General features: G+C 37.2%; 14 protein-coding genes. 11 read left to right on the top strand and 3 right to left on the bottom strand.

What is annotated here, in order from left to right; genetic code table 11:
- Positions 1 to 30: 30 nt before the first annotated feature.
- Complete coding sequence (locus ACFRAE_RS13645; RefSeq protein ID WP_422797723.1) at positions 31 to 1,242, bottom strand: acyltransferase family protein; 1,212 nt, start codon at positions 1,240 to 1,242, stop codon at positions 31 to 33.
- Between the two features lie 227 nt (positions 1,243 to 1,469).
- On the opposite strand from ACFRAE_RS13645, the gene ACFRAE_RS13640 reads away from it, so the two are divergent.
- The 5 genes from ACFRAE_RS13640 (at position 1,470) to ACFRAE_RS13620 (ending at position 11,146) form a co-directional block, all read left to right on the top strand.
- Positions 1,470 to 2,654 (top strand): ROK family transcriptional regulator, encoded by a 1,185-nt coding sequence (locus ACFRAE_RS13640; RefSeq protein ID WP_422797722.1) that lies wholly within the window; start codon positions 1,470 to 1,472, stop codon positions 2,652 to 2,654.
- 42 nt (positions 2,655 to 2,696) lie between these two features.
- A complete protein-coding gene (locus ACFRAE_RS13635) occupies positions 2,697 to 5,996 on the top strand; it encodes a SusC/RagA family TonB-linked outer membrane protein (RefSeq protein WP_422797721.1) in 3,300 nt (1,099 codons plus the stop codon).
- 5 nt (positions 5,997 to 6,001) lie between these two features.
- Positions 6,002 to 7,597, top strand: a complete 1,596-nt coding sequence (locus tag ACFRAE_RS13630) for a SusD/RagB family nutrient-binding outer membrane lipoprotein (RefSeq protein WP_422797720.1) — start codon at positions 6,002 to 6,004, stop codon at positions 7,595 to 7,597.
- A 171-nt stretch (positions 7,598 to 7,768) separates the two neighbouring features.
- A complete protein-coding gene (locus tag ACFRAE_RS13625) occupies positions 7,769 to 10,123 on the top strand; it encodes a glycoside hydrolase family 95 protein (protein ID WP_422797719.1) in 2,355 nt (784 codons plus the stop codon).
- A gap of 147 nt (positions 10,124 to 10,270) precedes the next feature.
- Complete coding sequence (locus ACFRAE_RS13620) at positions 10,271 to 11,146, top strand: collagen-like triple helix repeat-containing protein (protein ID WP_422797718.1); 876 nt, start codon at positions 10,271 to 10,273, stop codon at positions 11,144 to 11,146.
- A 57-nt stretch (positions 11,147 to 11,203) separates the two neighbouring features.
- On the opposite strand, the gene ACFRAE_RS13615 is transcribed toward ACFRAE_RS13620, so the two are convergent.
- Positions 11,204 to 11,527: a DUF493 domain-containing protein gene (locus ACFRAE_RS13615; protein WP_422797717.1), complete on the bottom strand. Its 324-nt coding sequence runs from the start codon at positions 11,525 to 11,527 to the stop codon at positions 11,204 to 11,206.
- A gap of 229 nt (positions 11,528 to 11,756) precedes the next feature.
- Here ACFRAE_RS13615 and ACFRAE_RS13610 point away from each other — a divergent pair, with 229 nt between their 5' ends.
- Positions 11,757 to 12,776 carry a LacI family DNA-binding transcriptional regulator gene (locus tag ACFRAE_RS13610; protein WP_422797716.1) on the top strand — a complete coding sequence of 340 codons (1,020 nt, stop codon included), beginning with the start codon at positions 11,757 to 11,759 and terminating at the stop codon, positions 12,774 to 12,776.
- Here ACFRAE_RS13610 and ACFRAE_RS13605 read toward each other — a convergent pair.
- On the bottom strand, positions 12,751 to 13,215 hold the full coding sequence (locus ACFRAE_RS13605) for a methionine-R-sulfoxide reductase (RefSeq protein WP_422797715.1): 465 nt from the start codon (positions 13,213 to 13,215) through the stop codon (positions 12,751 to 12,753). The two genes, ACFRAE_RS13610 and ACFRAE_RS13605, sit on opposite strands and share 26 nt — an antisense overlap.
- A 239-nt stretch (positions 13,216 to 13,454) precedes the next feature.
- Here ACFRAE_RS13605 and ACFRAE_RS13600 point away from each other — a divergent pair, with 239 nt between their 5' ends.
- Genes ACFRAE_RS13600 through ACFRAE_RS13580 form a run of 5 tightly spaced genes read left to right on the top strand, consistent with a single transcriptional unit; the run spans position 13,455 to position 20,468 of the window.
- Positions 13,455 to 14,741, top strand: coding sequence for a cytochrome c3 family protein (locus ACFRAE_RS13600; protein WP_422797714.1), 1,287 nt, complete (start codon positions 13,455 to 13,457; stop codon positions 14,739 to 14,741).
- A 42-nt stretch (positions 14,742 to 14,783) separates the two neighbouring features.
- On the top strand, positions 14,784 to 17,795 hold the full coding sequence (locus ACFRAE_RS13595; protein ID WP_422797713.1) for a TAT-variant-translocated molybdopterin oxidoreductase: 3,012 nt from the start codon (positions 14,784 to 14,786) through the stop codon (positions 17,793 to 17,795).
- A gap of 27 nt (positions 17,796 to 17,822) precedes the next feature.
- The gene (nrfD, locus tag ACFRAE_RS13590) at positions 17,823 to 19,304 is read left to right on the top strand and encodes an NrfD/PsrC family molybdoenzyme membrane anchor subunit (RefSeq protein ID WP_422797712.1); all 1,482 of its coding nucleotides are present in this window, start codon (positions 17,823 to 17,825) and stop codon (positions 19,302 to 19,304) included.
- A 5-nt stretch (positions 19,305 to 19,309) separates the two neighbouring features.
- A complete protein-coding gene (locus tag ACFRAE_RS13585) occupies positions 19,310 to 19,846 on the top strand; it encodes a DUF3341 domain-containing protein (RefSeq protein ID WP_422797711.1) in 537 nt (178 codons plus the stop codon).
- On the top strand, positions 19,818 to 20,468 hold the full coding sequence (locus tag ACFRAE_RS13580) for a c-type cytochrome (RefSeq protein WP_422797710.1): 651 nt from the start codon (positions 19,818 to 19,820) through the stop codon (positions 20,466 to 20,468). The genes ACFRAE_RS13585 and ACFRAE_RS13580 overlap by 29 nt, the downstream gene beginning before the upstream one ends.
- Positions 20,469 to 20,479: the final 11 nt, after the last annotated feature.

The raw sequence follows: 20,479 nt of genomic DNA, 5'->3' as shown, positions 1-20,479 counted from the left end.
TTTCGGTTTGAATGACAGCTCCTTATCCAATTAAACTTTGATATAAATTTTCTTTTTATCTAACCAATAGCATATTACCCACATAAAGGCTACAAAACATAAAGAGAATACAAAAGAACCAAGCTCTGCTGGACCTGGAATCTGGGCGCAAATGTTTTTGTAAAACCAGGTTAAGGGGTGGATCGTTATTGGAATTCCTTGTTCGTTTACGCCATTAGGAATTCGGATAAAATCCAGTAGGTCTGCAAATACGCCACTTAGTACAAAAATGAAAAGGGGATTTTTTCCAAATACATCGAAAAATTTCGTTAACCAATTTTTTACACCTTGCACTTCGATATACCATATCATGGTTCCAATACATAGACTTGCTAATCCTGTCGTATATAATACGTAAGAGCTTGTCCATATTTTTTTATTTATTGGAAACCCTAAAGACCAAGTCCATCCAAGTACGATGAGTATAAAGCCTGTAACCATTAATCCCGAAAGCAATTTAAAATGATGCTCGGTAGAACTTGGTACTTTTTTCCAAAGCCAATTGACCTGACCTTGGTTTTTGATAAAAACACCTACTAAATAACCAAATACCACTTGTATAATAGCTGGTAATGTGCTGATTAATCCCTCTGGGTCAAATGGAATTCCTTCCCCTTTATACATATGAGCTACCCCTAGGATTTGCTTATCTATGTCAGTTCCAAACCAACCTTCCAACGAATATGGATCTCCAGTACCCAAAAAGGCACAAAGTCCCCAATAGGCAAAGAGCAAGATCGCTGAAACTAGAATTAAGTTTTTAGGTTTTAAATAATACGCTAAAATTGAGGCGAAGAAATAAGCAAGCGCTATGCGTTGTAAAACCCCCAAAATACGAACTCCACGCTCAGGATCGCTGGGGTTTACCCATTCTCTAAATTGCCAAGCTTGATCTACCCATTGTACAAATGGGAACCAATTTAATCCTAATCCAATCAGGAAAATTAGAATTGTTCTTTTAATCACTTTAGTCCAAAATACCCCATCTCCAGCTTCTTGCAGTCTTGGAATGACAAATGACATCGCATTTCCAACGGCAAAAAGAAAAAATGGAAACACTAAATCCGTGGGGGTGCAACCATGCCATGGTGCATGCTTTAAGGGAGCAAACATATATGCCCAAGTTCCCGGATTATTAACCATAATCATTAAGGCTACTGTAGCCCCTCTGAATACGTCTAATGAATAATAACGTGGTTTCATAGTTTCAATTAATCTTCGAAAATAATCATTTTTTGTTACACCTATTGATTTACAAGAAACTTAGTAATGAGTTTGGAAATACTAATTATACCTCAATAAGTGCGGTTCATTAATGTTTTTTATTAAAAACATATGTTTGACTTATTAAAAATTTTAAAAAGAATTTGCATGTTATCTAAATTTTAATTTATCTTTAATTTAATATTAACGCCTAATTATTTGAACCAGTGGAAACTTTAAAATTATCGATATTAAAGAACTTGTATTTTAAAAATCCTCAATCTATAGCCGATTTAAGTTTACATATTGGTAAAAGCTTACCGAATATTACGAATGCCGTTAATAAACTTTTAGAAGGTGGATATATTTCACAGGATGGTTTGGCGCCGTCTACAGGCGGAAGAAGAGCCGCACAATTTATTCCCATCGCGAGTCAATTACCGAAGATGCTTTGTGTCGCTATCGATCAATTGTATTCTTCAATCGTATTAATGGATTTTAATAATCAATTTTCCAGCCCCATAAAGACACGAGAAATTGACCTGAATTCAAAGGAAGCGTATCATAATTTAAAATCTTTTATATCTGAAGTCCTCTTGTCGAGTGATCATGCTAACATATATGGGATTGGGGTTACTATGCCAGGTTTTGTAGATAGTCATAGCGGCAAAAATAATTCGTACCCAGCAAATTCACCTTGGTACGATTTAAAGGCCAATTTGGAAAGCGCTTTTAATTTTCCTGTGTTTGTGGAGAATGATTCTTCGGCCATTGCGATTGCTGAACATCGGTTTGGAGTGGCAAATCAATCCAAAAATGTCATGGTGGTCAATTTGAATTGGGGTGTGGGTTTAGGAATGATTTTAGACAATGAACTCTATCGTGGACATAGTGGCTATGCTGGTGAATTTAGCCATATACCGCTATCTAACACCAATAAGCTATGTTCTTGTGGTAAAAAAGGTTGTTTAGAGGTGGAAGCTTCCTTAATTGCAGCGGTGGAATTTGCCGTTGATAAATTAAAAACAGCGGAAGAATCTTCCCTTCAGTCGCATTATCAAGAACATCAAACCATTACAGGAGATCAATTAATAGAAGCAGCGATAGAAGGTGATCAATTAGCTATTGAATCGATTCGACGTATTGGCTATATGTTGGGAAAAGGTATTGCTACGCTCATCCATATTATCAATCCCGAACAGGTCGTTATCAGTGGTCGAGGCGCCAAGGCGCAACAAATTTTATTACCCCAGGTACAAAGTGCATTACTTGAATTTAGTATTCAACGATTATCCAAACATACAAAGATTGAATTTTCACAAACCAAAAATATACAGCTATTAGGTTCCGCATGCGTTGTTGTGGGGAATGCTGATCGTTCAATTTATAAACAAATCACAAGAATCAATTAACTAAATCATCAATCAATGAGCAAACTTTACTCTATTTGCTGCATGATAACACTGTTAATGCTATTCGGCATCGATGTGTTATATGCGCAACAATCTGTTACGGGGAGAGTTACAGATTCGAATGGAGCTTTACCTGGTGTAAGTGTTACGGTAGTTGGAACTAATCGTGCAACACAAACAAGCATCGAAGGAAATTACTCTATTCAAGCATCAAACGGTGAAAAAATCCGTTTTTCCATATTAGGCTATGTAAGCCAAATCATCACAATTACATCCAGTACACATGATGTAGTTTTGCAAGAAGAAGCAGGCAATATCGACGAAGTAGTCGTGACAGCCATGGGTATTAAACGTGCTCCTAAAGAATTAGGGTATGCGATGAGCACGGTAGAAGCCAAAGAGCTGACGAAAACGGGTTCGCCAAACTTTGCTGGAGCATTGTATGGAAAAGCACCTGGAGTACGTATTTCTGCGTCACCAGGAGGTGCAACATCGGGTATCAATATTAATATCCGCGGAACAAATTCTATTTCCTTAGGTTCTCAACCATTAGTTATTATCGATGGGGTTCCAATGCGTCAATCCGGATTTAATAATTCCAACTTTTGGGGGGATAGTAGATCCAGAGGAAATGGGTTAGAGGATTTAAATCCAGAGGATATCGAGACAATTTCGGTCTTGAAAGGAGCTTCTGCAGCGGCATTATACGGTTCTGAAGCGATGAATGGTGTCGTTGTTGTAACGACGAAATCAGGAAAAGGAGGTCAGGGATTTTCTATTGATTTTAATACTACGTATACCCATGATCAAATAGCCTATTTGCCAAGATTTCAAGATGTAAGGGGGCCAGGATATCCAGTTCATTACGCTGATGGTGGTCAAGCAGCAGATCGATTTTTCTATTATGGACAGGATCAAGCTATTAATGGGGTAAACCGGGGTGTACTAGCTGCAACGGTCAATTTTGGTCCTAAATTCGATGGCTTACCAACGATTGCTTGGGACGGTGTCGTTCGCCCATATAGCGCCCAAAATGCCTATGGCAAATTTTTCAATAACCCGAATAATACGATTTTCAATGTCGCATTAGGCCATGCAACGGAAAGTTCCAATATTCGCTTTTCGTTATCCCGTCAAGATAATGAAATGACTTCTATGGATTCCTATAATCGTAAAAACATAGCGAATCTAAACAGTAACTTTAAGTTATGGGATAAATTCACCACGGATGTCGTTGTAAATTTCATTAATCAGGATACTTATAACAGACCATATATGACGGATCGCCTGATTAATAATTTTACGGGTATGATTTCGACTTGGGATAATCCAGAATGGTACCTTAATAAGTATCAAACGAGTTTAGGCTATCGTGCAGTAATGGGATCAGGACAAAGTTTAACCCCTAATGAGAATATCAGGTATAATGGGTATAAAGCGGATGTTTTAGATTATTTCTGGAATATTAAAGCCAGACAATATCAGGAATTCTCAAATCGTATTATGGGTTCCTTTACCAACACTTGGCAAGCAACAGAAAATTTGACATTAAGAGCTCGTTTCTCTGCGGATATAACCAGTGCAAAATTAGAAGATAAAAAACCAAATACGGTGCCTTTAGAGTATGGTAATAATAATGATATATCACAGTATCAATTGACCAATCAAACAGGTAAAATTTATTATACGGATTTATTAGCAACGTATGCGTTGCCAATCAACGATGAGAATAAATTAACCGCCATGGCGGGGTATACTGCAACTAAATATGAATTTCTTACCCAGAACAGTTATACAGATGGGGGCTTAAGTGTACGAAATTGGTTTAACTTAAATGCTTCAGTAAATAATGCAAGAACCAATTCAACCGTTCAGCATTCTTTAAGGGATGCGATATTTGGAACCTTAAATTATAATTTTAATGATTATTGGTTTGTTGAAGGAACATTAAGACGGGAACGTATCAGTATGATGCACCCGAAAAATAGTGTGCTTTATTATCCATCGGTGAATACCAGTTTAATTTTGAATGAGGCATTTGAGATGCCTGATTATGTGAACTATGCCAAGTTAAGAGCATCTTGGGGTATTGTTGGTAATTATCCAATGATTTTCCAAAGTCCAATCAGTTACACTCAAAATACATTAGGTGATCAAAATACAGGAGGTTCGGTAATTTATACCTTGATTCCTACATCAAGTTTTGGAAATTTTGATATTAAACCAGAAACCAAAAAAGAGGTTGAATTTGGTATAGAAGCTAAATTTTTAAATAATCGTTTGGGTTTTGATGTTACCTATTATAATGGACAAATCAGAGATCAAATATTGGATTTATCATTGCCAATTTCTTCCGGATCATCTTCGATCTTAGCCAATGTGGGAACTTTACGGAATCAAGGTTGGGAGTTTGCTATTAATGGTACCCCAATTCAATCGGATAATTTCCGTTGGTCTAGTACCTTAAATTTTGCGTTCAATAGAAATAAAGTCGAAAAATTAACAGGTGAGTCGAATGAAATCCAACATAGTTTCATCGATGGTGATGCGGCCAAGATTGTTTCTAGGGTTGGTGAATCTTTAGGGGATATTTATGTTCGACCAGTACGTAAGAATGATGATGGGGAGCAAATTGTAGCAAGCAATGGTTTATATGCATTGGATAATACGAAGTATGTATTTGCTGGAAATAGTTTGCCAAAGTCTACAGGTGGTTTTTTTAACTCATTTACCTACAAAAATTTCACTTTAGATGCATTAATTGATTACCGATGGGGTGGATATATGATGCCTACTGGGATTAATTGGATGATGTCTCGTGGCTTATTGGAAGAGACCCTTCAGAATATGGATGCAGAACATGGAGGGATTACCTATTATAAGAATGCTCAAGGTGTTGGGATTGCACACAATGGTGCTACGGGTCCTAATGGCGAAGAAGTTTATGACGATGGTATGCTGATTGAAGGGGTGTTAGATAATGGTAGTCCGAATACGAATGTGATTTCTCAATCCACTTATTTCAATTCTACTTATAATTGGGGAGGTCCTCAATATAGTTCAGTTTCTCGTTATGAGCTTTATGTGAAAAAGAATAATTACATCAAAATGCGTGAAATTTCCTTGGCTTATCGTTTGCCAACAGAAGTGGCAAATAGACTAAGAGCTAAAAACTTAACCTTATCAGCATTTGGTAGAAACTTGTTCTTCTTATATCGCTCCTACAAGCATCTTGATCCAGAGCAAATGACTGGGGGATCCCACTGGACACAACAAATTACAAATGCAGGAACAGCTCCTGCGACGAGAACTTATGGTTTAATGTTACGTGCTAGCTTTTAATCACTATGAAACTATATAAATATATGCTGCTTTTTGGTCTATGCTCATCAAGTATGCTCGCTATAACCTCATGTAAGAAATCTAGTTTTGAGGAATTATATACTGATCCAGGGAAAGTTGGAGAAAGTACTGTTGAAAAACAATTTGCTGGAATTACCTACGCTTATCGGGAATTAATTGTTCCGAGTTATTGGAATTATTTTGTCATCTTAAGGTCTTCAGCTATTCGCTATGTTCAGGCTACAGGATGGGCCAATGAAACCAATCAATTAAACCCGGGAGGTGCTTCGGTACAAGATCGTTGGAATACCTATTATGCTGGCTTAGCACAATTTCGCGAATTTGAGAAACTTTATGCTTCCTTGAGTGAGGTAGATAAGACCGCTAAGAAAATATTCTATGATGCGGCAAAGGTTTTATTTTACAATCAAACGCATCAGGTAGTGGATTTGCATGGAGATATACCATGGACTCAAGCCGGATTACTTAATACGAATGATGCCGATTATGCGAATTCATTTGCACAATATGACAGTGCGGAAGATATCTATAAAAAGATGTTGGATGATTTGAAAGTCATTGCTAATGATTTAAATACAATGACATTGTCTACTAGTGTTGCAAATTCTTTCAAATTACAAGATTTGATTAATACAGGTGATCTTACTACTTGGAAAAGGTATACGAACTCCTTACGTTTGCGCATGTTGACACGTGTAAGTGCAGCGCCGAATTTTTCTGCTCGTGCAACACAGGAAATAGCGGAAATTGTAGGAAATCCAACGAACTATCCTTTAGTCTTGACCAATGATCAAAATATTGATATGGATATTGTGAATCCAGGCACAGACATAAATGCAAGGGGATTTAGGGATGGAATTGAAAGTTGGAATGCCAATATTGCTAGTAAGGTGATGATTGACCATATGAAAACAAATGTTGATCCACGGTTAGCATTTATTTTCGAACCTGGAGAGGGCTCAAGAGCTGCAGGGGAATATATTGGTTTAGATCAATCTCTACCAAGCTCTCAACAGCAAACAATGATTGCTGGAACGCAGGCAAATCCGAGTAAAATTGCACTATACAATCGTTCGACTTTTTCAAGAAATGAACGTTTTCCTGGAATATTAATCTCTGCTTCGGAAATTCAGTTTTTATTAGCGGAATATTATTTGAAATCTGGAAATGCGGCGAATGCAAAAACGGCTTTTGAAAATGGAATCAAAGAATCTATTGCGTTATATCCAGCTATCCGTAAATTGAGTGCAGATAATACGACAGCTGAAGCGGCTGCGCCAACCGTAGGACAGATTAATACCTATATAAGTAATATCGGTTGGGGAGTAAATAATTTACAATTAATTGCTACGCAAAAATGGTTACATTTTAACATCGTGCAACCATTGGAATCCTGGGCAGAGGTGAAGCGATTAAATTATCCAACGTTTACTTTTAATGTGGAGCCATCTGATATTCAAAAAACAGCACCCGTTAAATGGTATTTACCAGCAAGTGAAGTTAACTTAAACTCCGCAAATTATGAAGTGGTAAAAAGTACGGACAATGTAAATACGAAGTTATTCTGGGATGTAAACTAATTTTCACACTACTCATTATAAAGAGGCTGTTTCAAGACGAAACAGCCTTTTTTATTTTTTAAGGAAACGTTAATCGAATTGATCTGTTGAACGGGGTGAAATTTGAAGGTAAAGCACCGCGCTATTTTTTAAGGCTTGTGAATTCTGATCATTTTATTTTATCTTCAAGACATGAAAAGATTTTTCTTAAACCTATGTTACCTTATTCCCTTAATTTGTGCGGCACAAGAATCAGAGGAACTTGCGCTATGGTACAATAAGCCTGCATCGCAGTGGGTGGAAGCATTGCCAATTGGTAATGGTCGTCTTGCTGGGATGGTTTTTGGAGATCCGGTTAATGAGTTAATTCAGTTGAATGAGGAGAGTGTTTGGGCTGGTTCAAAAATTAACAACAATAATAAAAAATCAGCTGAATATTTACCCATAATACAAAAGGCAATATTTGAGAATCGTTTTGATGAAGCAAAAGATTTAGCAAATAAATACATGGTGGGCACTCCCCCGCGGATTCGATCCTATCAACCACTAGGAGATTGGAGATTTCATTTTCCATGGGAAAAAGAGTCGGTAGGAAATTATAAGCGTAAGTTAACCTTAGCTGATGCTGTTCACCGAACTCAATATACAGTAGGTGAAAATCAAATTACTCAACAAATTTATGTTTCTGCCAATCATGAGGTAATGATGGTTGAAATTGAGTCTACTGCACCAATTAGTTTTGAAACGCATATTTCTAGGGAGCGTGATGTGAGGGTATATGAGAAGGCGAACGACTATGTGTATTATACGGGTCAGATCCATGATAAAGAAGATGAAAGTCAAGGGCCAGGAGGAGATCATATGTCTTTTGCGACCCTATTAAAAGTAGTTTTTTGTGATGGATCTTATGAAACCTATGCACAGGATTCTTTAGCAGGAATTCGGGTTAAACAAAGTAAAAAGGTCGTTTTTGCTTTAGCAGGAACTACAAATTATGTCCAATATTTATTAGATTACAATCCGGATATATTTCCCTTAAATACTTGTAAAACCATCATGGAAAGGCTAGATGATCATTCTTCAGCTACGATTAAGAAGAATCATATCGCAGAGCATGGGCAAAAATTCAATCGATTGGAATTTAGTTTGGGTGCTGATGCTAAAGCGCATATTCCAACGGATGAACGATTGAAGGCATTTGGAAATGGTTCGGAGGATTTGAGCTTGCCGGTATTATTCTATCAATATGGCCGCTATTTATTAATGTCATCCAGTAGGTCACCGGGAGTGCTTCCTGCAAATTTACAAGGCATTTGGAATAAGGATTATGAAGCGCCTTGGAACGCAGACTTTCATACCAATATAAATCTTCAAATGAATTATTGGCCGGCGGAGTCTGCTAACTTATCAGAAACTAGTTTGGTGTTAATGTTGTTTTTTGATCGGCTATCTAAAGAAGCAACAAAAACAGCAAAAGAAATGTATAATGCAAACGGATGGACCTTGCATCATTTGACTGATCCATTTGGAAGAACTGGGGTTGCTGATGGAGTTTGGGGTCTTTCTCCCATGAATGGGCCTTGGATGGCTAATAGTATGTATGAATATTACGCCTATAATGAAAACGTTCAAGTGTTAGAACATGTGCTGTATCCCATCCTTAAGGGTTCAGTTGAATGGCTATTGGATTTTTTGGTAGCTTCTCCTGAAGGTTATCTTGTCACGAATCCATCTCATTCTCCTGAAAACACATTTAAAACGATTGTAAATGGAAAACAAGTGCAATCTCAATTGTCTTATGCAAGTACAATCGATATTCAAATAATCTTGGAGTTATTTAGAAATTTTGAAGAATCAGCTAGGGTATTAAATAAAGATCAAGATCTTCTAAATCGGGTGAAGGAGGTTTCCACTAAATTACCACCCATTCAAGTCGGGAAAAATGGGACGATACAAGAATGGATTCATGATTATGAGGAAGTGGAACCTGGACATAGGCATATGTCACATTTATTAGGTTTGTATCCTGGGCGATCCATTACTCCAAATGAGCCTGTACTATTTGAAGCCGCAAAGAAAACTATTGAAACAAGGTTGTCTGCAGGGGGTGGACATACCGGTTGGAGTAAAGCGTGGATTGTAAATTTTTATGCCCGTTTATTGGATGGCGAACAAGCCTATCAGCATTTGCTAGGTTTGATTGGGAAAACATGTTTACCCAATCTGTTTTCTACTCATCCGCCATTTCAAATTGATGGTAATTTTGGTGGAACCGCAGGGATTGCTGAAATGTTACTGCAATCTCATCTTCAGGAAATACATATTTTACCTGCTATTCCCAAGGCTTGGGGAAGTGGCAAGGTCAAAGGAATTCGAGCGAGAGGAGATTTAACTGTAAATATGATTTGGCAGAATCATGAAATACAAGAACTGCAAATACATTCAAATAAAGCAAAAGAGTCTTCCATACATTTCAAAGGTCAAGTTCATCGGGTAAGCCTTAAGAAGGGATGGAATACGATTAGCAAATTGTTTCAAAAAATATAAATATAATAAATTAAAAAAAATCGTTTTACTCATTAAAGTGTAGTCTTCACATACTAAAACTGGCTATTCACTCATTGCTAATATTAAATGTATTTACATGAATTAGTTTCACGGCAATTGTATTGTTGAATTACGAACTGTTAATTTATGAAATCATTTAGGTTGTTATGCTCCATTGCCATGATTACTTGCCTAATGGCCTGTAAAAAAGGGGATCCAGGAGCTGAAGGTAAAAAAGGAGACACAGGCGCAGTTGGTCCACAGGGTGAAAAGGGATTGGTTGGGGAGAAAGGGGCCGATGGTTCTACTATATATAGTGGAACAAATGTCCCGGCATTAAGTATAGGGAAATTAGGGGACTATTATTTAAGGACAAGCACTGGCGTATTGTATGGGCCTAAAGTTGCTGCAGGTTGGGGAGCTGGGGTTAATTTAAGAGGTACTGCTGGAGCTAGTGGGTCAAAAATACTAAGTGGTACTGAAATTCCATCGACTACTTTAGGAGCTCTTGGTGATTTTTATTTTCAATCAAACACTTATTTGTTTTATGGGCCAAAAACAGCCTCAGGTTGGGGAACTGCCGTAAATTTACGTGGAAGTACAGGTACTGCGAATGTCATTTATAGTGGATGGATGGTTGGGGTTAGGCAAAAAGATTCTACGATCGATAACAGCTTATTACGAATAGCACATATTTATGCGCCAAGAATAACACAAGATGTAATGAACCGGGCTACGGTATTGATGTATATAACATTAGGTGGTAGTTCCATCCCTTTACCCTACACCTCCAATGCTTCTGGTGTCACCAGTACGATTTCATATTTATTAAAAGAACGAGAAATTGTGATTACAAGGTTAAGGCATGATCATGTAATTAATACGACCTCTTTTAATTCCAGTCTCAGGTTTCGGTATGTTATTATTCCGGGTGCGGTTATGGCTAAATGGAGGGAGGAGCGTAAAATAGATGTAAAGGATCCAAAAGCTTTAGAGCAAGCTTTGAAAGAAATGCAATATTGAGGGATATCATACTAAACATAAAAAATGGGTGACATATTGTCACCCATTTTTTGTTTGTTACAGCATCATCACCTCAGGTATTTCAGCTACTTTTTTATAATATTCAATAACCTCATCGGCGTTGACTACATAGTTTTGTATGGTTATGGACGTGTATTTTCCACCGGAAGAGCTTTTTTCTGCAAATTTTGCACTCGGATGTTTAAAAATCGCTTTCACTTCTTCCATTTTATTTGAATCAGTCTTCACAATGAATTTAAAGCTATAAATCGATGGAAATTGCTCGACATCTATTAATTTGTCTCGAAAAGTTTTGTAAAAATCTTGATTTCCAGTGCTTTCAAAATCTTTTACATTAATGCTATTATTGAAATCTGACATGTGTTATTCTCCTTTAGCTAGTAATAACAATAAATGTACCTATTCTAATTTAGCTGACAATTAGCTGTTCAAATGGAAATTGCAAAGGAAGTAAAGATTAAATTCTGGGATTTAGTTTGTTTAACTTTTATACCTATGATTTTTTTTAGCAATTTATTTAGCGATGTGTTGCTAAAATTTAGCTATATTTATATATTTGAAATATTATAAACTTGAGAACTAACCTACAATGAGAAAACGCATTTTAATAAGTGATATAGCTAAAAATCTAGGTGTGTCTGTGACTACCGTATCATTTATCCTGAATGGAAAAGCAAAAGAAAAAAGAATAAGTGAGGGATTAACTAAGCGTGTACTGGAATATGTAAAGAAAGTAGGCTATAAACCCAATCAATTGGCACAAAGTCTACGTACAGGGCAATCTAAAATATTAGGACTGATCGTGGAAGATATTTCCAATCCCTTTTTCTCGAATGTGGCCAAATACATTGAACGAATAGCTTATGATAATGGCTATCATATTATCTATTGTAGTATGGATAATGATGAGACAAAAGCAAAGGAACTTATTCAACTATTTTATGATAGGCAAGTGGATGGCTATATCATTACACCACCTGAAAACCTGGAAGACACCTTGTCGAATTTGATAAAGAACAATGTGCCATTGGTATTATTTGACCGATATATTCCACAATTGGAAACCAACTATGTGGTTCTTGATAATTTTAAAGGAGCATTTGAAGCGACGAAACATTTATTAGCCGATCCTAAGAACCGTAGAATCGGTTTTGTATCCCTATATTCTAATCAAACCCAGATGCGCGATCGTTTGGATGGCTATATGAGTGCAATAGATGAGTTTCAATTACAGGCATATATCAAAAAAGTTAAAATGGATGAGAATCAAGACTCCGCCATTGATCAACTTTATGAATTCATTTCTTCTAATAAATTGGATGCGGTGTTGTTTGCTACGAATTATTTAGCAATTGATGGTTTAACCGCGGTTAAAAAGTATAAAATCAAATTACCAAGAATGGTAGCGTTTGATGATCATACCTTATTCAAATTATATGAACCAAGTATTAGTGTGGTGACTCAAGATACTTCGACTATTGCCAATGAACTCATCCATACCTTATTGAATGAGATTAAGGGAAAAAATAAAGAATTGCAGAAAATTGTTATTCCGAGTGAATTATTAATCCGGGATTCCTCTACTATTGTGGAGGAGGACTTGGTATAAATTTCATCGAAATAGAATTGACACAGTGTCTCGTGTTTTTGGAGGTGAATCCTTCGCCTTCAAAAACATGACCTAAGTGGGCGCCGCAAGCTTCACATAAAATTTCAGTCCTTCTTCCATCCGCATCCACAATTCGTTTTACCGAACCTTTTATTTCATCATCGAAACTTGGCCATCCACAGTGGGATTCAAATTTATCCTTTGAAAGGTAAAGCGCGGCATCACATCTTTTACAGACATAAGTTCCAGCTTGCTTATTGTTTAGTAACGAACCTGTGAAAGGTCTTTCAGTACCTTTATGCACAATTACATATTCTTCTTCAGGACTTAAGGGATTAAATTTTTTGGGAGTTTCCATAGACTTATGCGCTTGATTTGTTTGTGATTTAACACAATTTGAAAAAATAAACAAACATAATAGACATATTATTGCTTTCATATACAACGAAGTTAGCATATTATCCTAGAATAAAAATCATATAAATGTTACTTTAAGCCGAGTAGGGCAATGAAAATTGAATTATTTAGAATGAATATAAATTGATAAATTACGTCATGAAATTGTCAGGGATTGCTTAATAAGTTATACTTTTGTGCATTGTTTTGTACGGTATTGTGTACAAATACTAGAGAGTCAACAATTAATTATTACACATAAAATAGTATAAAGTGCTAAATATGAGAAATATCTCATCCGTTTTGGGAAGACTTGCGAAGTCAATATCGATCAGTTTGGTATTGTTATTTGCCGTAACAACTGTTGCACAAGCTCAGGATGCTGCAAATGGTGGTGCGCTGTTTAAAAAGAATGCCTGTAATTCTTGTCACACCTTAGGAAGAAAAGGTGCTGGTCCAGATTTGGTAGGATTAAGTTTGCGTCGTGAAGAGGCTTGGATTATTAAATGGATTCACAATCCGCAAGGAATGATTGATTCTGGTGATTCTCAAGCCGTGGAATTAAAGTCTCAGTATAGTACTGTGATGGCTCCATATGCGCATTTATCAGAAACTGATATCAAAGATATCATTGCTTATGTACAAGCAGAAGAGGTTAAGTTAGCTGAAAAAGCTAAAAAGACCGAAGCTAATGGTGGAGGTGCTGGTGGAAGTTCTGATGCGAGCAATATGATGATTATTGGCTTGATCGCATTATTTGTGGTTTCAGTAGCCGTTATTTTTGCGTTAAACCGAGTAACCAAAACCTTAGAAAAGGTAATTTCAGCGAATAAGGAAGCGATTGCCGAAGCGCAAGCGAAACACGAAGAAGCTGGTGAAAGCAGTACAGCAAAATTTGCGAAAGCATTTTTAAAGAATAAGAAATTGGTATTCTTTGTCGTGCTGATGCTGGTTGGCTTACTAGGTGTTTTGGGCTGGCAAACGATGTGGAATGTGGGAGTGCACCAAGGTTACAAACCTGTACAACCAATTAAATTCTCACACCAAGTACATGCTGGTGTAAATCAAATTGAATGTCAATATTGTCATGGTGGTGCTTTTAAATCCAAAAATGCATCTATTCCTTCAGCGAATGTATGTATGAATTGTCATAATACAGTGACTGGATCGGATCACTATGATGGAAATATATCTCCAGAGATTGCGAAATTATACCGCGCTGTGGATTGGAATCCAGATACTAGATCCTATGGAAATAATCCTAGACCTATTGAATGGGTAAGAATTCATAACCTACCAGATTTTGCATATTTCAATCACTCGCAACACGTAACAGTGGCTGGTGTGGAATGTCAAACTTGTCACGGACCAATCCAAGATATGGAAGAAGTTTATCAATATTCTCCATTGACTATGAAATGGTGTGTGGATTGTCATAAGGAAACAGAAGTGAATAAGGATAATGCTTACTATGATCAATTAATTGAGGCGCATGAGAAGTTGAAAAAAGGAGAGAAGATGACTGCGGCGATGATTGGTGGATTAGAGTGTGGTAAGTGTCACTATTAATAGAATAAATTTAGAATACGGAATCTTATATATATAGCTTAAATGGAAAGCAATAAAAAATATTGGAAAGGTTTAGAAGAATTAAATCAAACACCTGCTTTTGTACAAGGAAGTAAAGGGGAGTTTGCTGAACCTATTCCCGTAGAAGATGTGTTAAACGAAGCTGGATTAAGTACAAAAACTCCTCGTCGTGACTTTTTAAAGGCGTTAGGGTTCGGATTAGGTGCAGTAACTTTAGCTGCATGTAACCGTACGCCAATTCATAAGGCTGTTCCTTACGTGATCAAGCCGGAAGAAATTACTCCAGGTATCCCTAACTATTATGCTTCTTCTTTCAATGGACAAAGTGTGATCGTAAGAACGCGTGAAGGCCGTCCAATCTCATTAGAGGCGAATCCAAATGCAGTGGGATTAAATCAAGGGACAGATTCATCAACGACTGCTTCAGTTCTTGATTTATACGATATGTCTAAACTACAGCATCCTCAAATTGGAGGTAAGGATGTAGAATGGGCAAAATTGGATGCTGCTGTCATTGATGCATTAACGAAAGCGCAAGCTGCTGGAAAACAAATTACTATTGTTTCCAATACCATCAATAGTCCTTCCACATTAGCTTCAATTGCTGCATTAGCTGCGAAATATCCAGCGACGCAACATGTTCAAGTTGATGCTGTTTCTTACAGTGGTATCATTGAAGCAAACAAAGCATCATTTGGAAAGGCAGTTGTTCCTTCTTATCATTTTGATAAAGCTCAAGTTGTTGTTTCTGTTGCGGCAGATTTCTTAGGCACTTGGTTAGCTGGTGAAGAGCATACTCAAGATTACATTAAAAATCGTGACTATAAATCATTGAAAGGTGGTAAAATGTCACGTCATATACAGTTTGAATCTGGTTTATCACTAACCGGTTCAAATGCAGACGTTCGTGCTGCTATTAAACCTTCTGAAGAAGGGGCTGTATTGATTGCATTATATAATGAAATTACAGGTCAAGCAATAGCTGGAGGTACCACCAATGCGAAAGCGAAAAAGGTATTAACGCTTGCTGCCAAAGAATTGGTTAATGCAAAAGGTGCTGCAGTTGTTGTTGCTGGATCAAATGATAGCAATGTACAATTGTTAGTAAATGCGATTAATACCGCTTTGGGTGCATATGGAGCAATTATTGATTTAGATAATTATGCTAAACAATATCAAGGTTCAGACACTGGATTTCAACAATTTTTAACACAAGCTAAAGCAGGTCAAGTTGGTGTAGCATTTTTCTTGAATAGTAATCCTGTATACGATTACTTCAAAGTAGAAGATGTTAAAGCGGCAATTGCTAAAATTGATTATACCGTTTCTTTTGCAGATCGTGCTGACGAGACTGCATCAGAATTAAAAGCAATCGCTCCAAATTGTACTTTCTTAGAAGCTTGGGGAGATTCTTCAGCTAAAGAAGGCTTATTCACAATTATTCAACCTACGATCAATCCTGTATTTAATACACGCCAAGCTGAACAAAGTTTATTAGTTTGGGCTGGTGTGAATAAAGCGATACATGATTTTGTAAAAGAAAATTGGGAGACTAATATTCTTGCAGGAACTGGAAAAGTTTGGAAAGATGTTTTGCAACAAGGATTTGTTCATAAAGGATCAACTACAGGTTCAGCATATTCGGCTAATGTAGATGTAAATGCAGTTGCTACTGCAATTGCAGCAGATAGCAAGAAAATTGCTGGCGATGTTGAATTGAAACTTTATGAATCGTCTAGTTTGCGTGATGGACGTTATGCAAATAACGCATACTTACAAGAATTGCCAGATCCAGTTTCTAAAGTAACTTGGGACAATTATGCGGCGATTAATCCATCGGATGCAGAAGCACTAGGGATTAAAGAAACCGGTAAAGTGACTGTTGCTGCGAATGGATATCAAGTAGATTTGCCAGTAGTTTTACAACCAGGACAAGCTAAAGGGACTGTTTCAGTCGCTATAGGTTATGGCCGTACCAAAGTAGGTAAAGCAGGTAATCATGTAGGGGTGAATGCCTATCCGTTTGCTAGTTTAGTGAATGGTACCATTCAATTTGCTGCTAAAGCGACCTTAACTAAAGCTTCTGGAATTTATGAATTAGCACAAACGCAAACTCACCACAGCATCGAAGGTCGTAATATTGTTCGTGAAACTACATTTGCGAATTATTTAAAAGATCCAAATTCGGAATCTGGTCGTTTTTCTGATTCTCATAAAACATATGATTTATGGAATAAATATGAACAACCGGGTCATCGTTGGGTAATGGCGATTGATTTGAATGCATGTACAGGTTGTGGATCTTGTATCGTTGCATGTAATGTAGAAAATAATATTCCTGTAGTGGGTCGTGATGAGGTTCGTCGTCGTCGTGAAATGCACTGGTTACGTATTGACCGTTATTATACATTAAATCACGGAACAGATAAGTTGACCAAGGAAAATGATATTGCAAAAGCAAATGGCTTGGATTACGAAGATGTAACAGTGGTTCATCAACCGATGTTATGTCAACACTGTGAGCACGCACCTTGTGAGACTGTATGTCCAGTTTTAGCAACTGTACACTCGTCGGAAGGATTAAATCATATGGCTTATAACCGTTGTTTTGGAACACGTTACTGTGCAAACAACTGTCCATATAAAGTACGTCGTTTCAACTGGTTCAACTACTGGAATGATTCACGTTTTGATAACTACTTGAATAATGAATTCACTCAATTGGTGTTAAATCCAGATGTAACCACTCGTTCACGTGGGGTTATGGAGAAATGTTCAATGTGTATCCAACGTATTCAAGCAGGTAAATTACAAGCGAAAATTGAAAACCGTAAAGTAAAAGACGGAGATATTAAAATGGCTTGTCAATCAGCTTGTTCCGCAAATGCTATCATCTTTGGTGATGCTAACGATCCGGAATCAGAAGTTTCTAAAGCCTTACGTAATGAACGTGTTTATTATGTATTGGAAGAAATCAACGTACAACCAAACATTGGTTATATGACGAAAGTAAGAAACACGTTTGAAGCTTAATTTATTCTAGACTGAAATAAAATAACTATGTCATCGCATAACGAATCAATATTAAGAGAACCATTAATTACCGGCAAGGATATCACCTATGCAAAGATTACTGATGATATCTTACTTCCGGTAGAAAATAAACCGAACAAAGCTTGGTGGATAGGATTTACTGTTGCCGTTTTAGGAGCTATGTTATGGGTTGTAAGTGTTGGATATACCTTTTGGACAGGTATCGGCGCTTGGGGATTAAATAAAACTGTAGGCTGGGCCTGGGATATCACCGACTTTGTATGGTGGGTAGGTATTGGTCACGCAGGAACATTAATCTCCGCTGTATTATTATTATTCCGCCAAAACTGGCGTAACTCCATCAACAGATCAGCTGAGGCGATGACTATCTTTGCTGTAATCTGTGCGGCTACCTACGTTGTAGCGCACATGGGGCGTCCTTGGTTGGCATACTGGATTTTCCCACTTCCAAATCAATTTGGATCATTATGGGTAAACTTTAACTCACCATTGGTATGGGATGCGTTCGCGATCTCTACTTACTTTACTGTATCCTTAGTATTCTGGTACTGTGGATTATTGCCGGATATCGCATCTGTTCGTGACCGTGCTACAGGATTAAAACAACGTATTTATTCGATTTTATCGTTTGGATGGAATGGTTCTGTAAAGACATGGCAACGTTTTGAGATTGTATCATTAATCTTAGCAGGTATATCTACACCACTTGTACTTTCGGTACACACAATTGTATCCATGGACTTTGCAACTTCTGTAATTCCTGGATGGCATACGACGATCTTCCCTCCATACTTCGTAGCAGGAGCGATTTTCTCGGGATTTGCGATGGTACAAACCTTATTGTTAATTCTACGTAAGGTCATGAACTTTGAGAATTACATCACGATGTTCCACATTGAATCCATGAATAAAATCATCATGGTAACAGGATCTATCGTAGGTATAGCTTATTTAACGGAGTTGTTTATTGCATGGTATTCAGGTTCTGAATATGAAATGTATGCATTTGCGAATCGTGTCGCAGGACCTTATGCTTGGGCATATTGGGCGATGATGACTTGTAACGTAATCTCACCGCAGTTATTTTGGTTTAAGAAAATTCGTACCAGTATTCCTATCTCTTGGGTATTATCAATTGTTGTAAATATTGGGATGTGGTTTGAGCGTTTTGTAATTATCGTTACTTCTTTACACCGCGATTACTTACCATCGTCTTGGGCGATGTTCTACCCAACTTGGGTTGACGTAGGTATTTTCGTAGGTTCGATTGGATTATTCTTTACTTTGTTTTTGTTATTTATTCGTTTCTTACCGGGTATTGCGATTGCAGAGGTGAAATTGTTACTGAAAAGTTCCAGTTTACAACATAAAACCAAACTGGTTAAAGAGGGCGCATTTCCAGAGGATCAAGTGGAATACTTTAGAAACTCTTTGGAAAAATACGATACAGTTACAGAAGAGGATATTAACGCATTACGTAAAAAATAATAGCAATGAGCAATACAAAATATATACTAGGAAGTTTTGCAGATCCTGATGAAATGATGCACGGGATTGACAAGTTGCAAAAGAACAACATTAGCATTTATGATTGCTTTACTCCAATGCCAATACATGGTATTGAGGCTAAATTAGGAGTTAAGCCATCACGTTTACCAATAGCTGCATTTTTATTTGGTGCTACAGGTACCATCTTAGGATTTAGTTTATTGTTTTATACTATGGCCTATGATTGGCCGATGAATATTGGAGGTAAGCCTTCATTAGCATTGCCCAATTTTGTACCCGTAACCTTTGAGGTCACTATTTTATTGTGTGCTTTAGGTATGGTTGCAACTTTTTTCTACCGTAATCATTTGTTTCCGGGTCGTGCACCACGCGTGATGGACTTAAGAGCATCGGATGACCGTTTTATAATTGCTATAGATGCACATGAAAATACTGACCATGCCTTAATAGATAACTTATTGAAAGAAGCTGGAGCAGTAGAAGTTAAATACAATGAAAGAAAATATGTTAGCTATGAATAAGAAGAATTTTCTTGGAACTGTATGTGTAGCAGTTGCGTTGGCAGCTGTAGTTTCTGCCTGTGGCGATGGAACAACAAGGAGTACAGGTTTGGAATTTTCGCGTAATATGTATGATCCAATTGCTTTCAATCCGGATCAGCCAAATAAGAACTTTAAGAATAACCAAACTGCACAGTTACCTCCAGCAGGAACTAATCCGATTGGATTTGATAAATTTGAGTATACCAGCACTGTTGAAGATTACCAACGTGCAGGTGCGGAAGTTAAAAATCCATTACTAGTTAATGAAGCAAATTTAGTCGAAGGTCAACAATTATTCATTACTTATTGTGCTGTTTGTCACGGTAAAGAAGGAGCTGGAGACGGAGCAATAACAAAAGAAAGACAAGTTACGGATTCACGCGGAACTCGTTCCTTAGAGCAATTTCCTGCACCTCCATCTTTTCATGGTTCAGCAGGTACTCCATCATCAAGAGGAGGTTTAATGTCAGAATTGACAGATGGTAAGATTTTTCATACCATTACTTACGGATGGAACGCGATGGGATCGCATGCTTCTCAATTAACACCTGAAGAGCGTTGGAAAGTGGTAATGTTCGTTCATGAATTACAAAAAAAATAATCTAACATCGA

This window comes from Sphingobacterium sp. HJSM2_6 (assembly GCF_049316305.1).
Lineage (GTDB): Bacteria > Bacteroidota > Bacteroidia > Sphingobacteriales > Sphingobacteriaceae > Sphingobacterium.
Note: the sequence above shows the minus strand (reverse complement) of the source record. Positions and strands in the feature narration are given on the sequence as shown.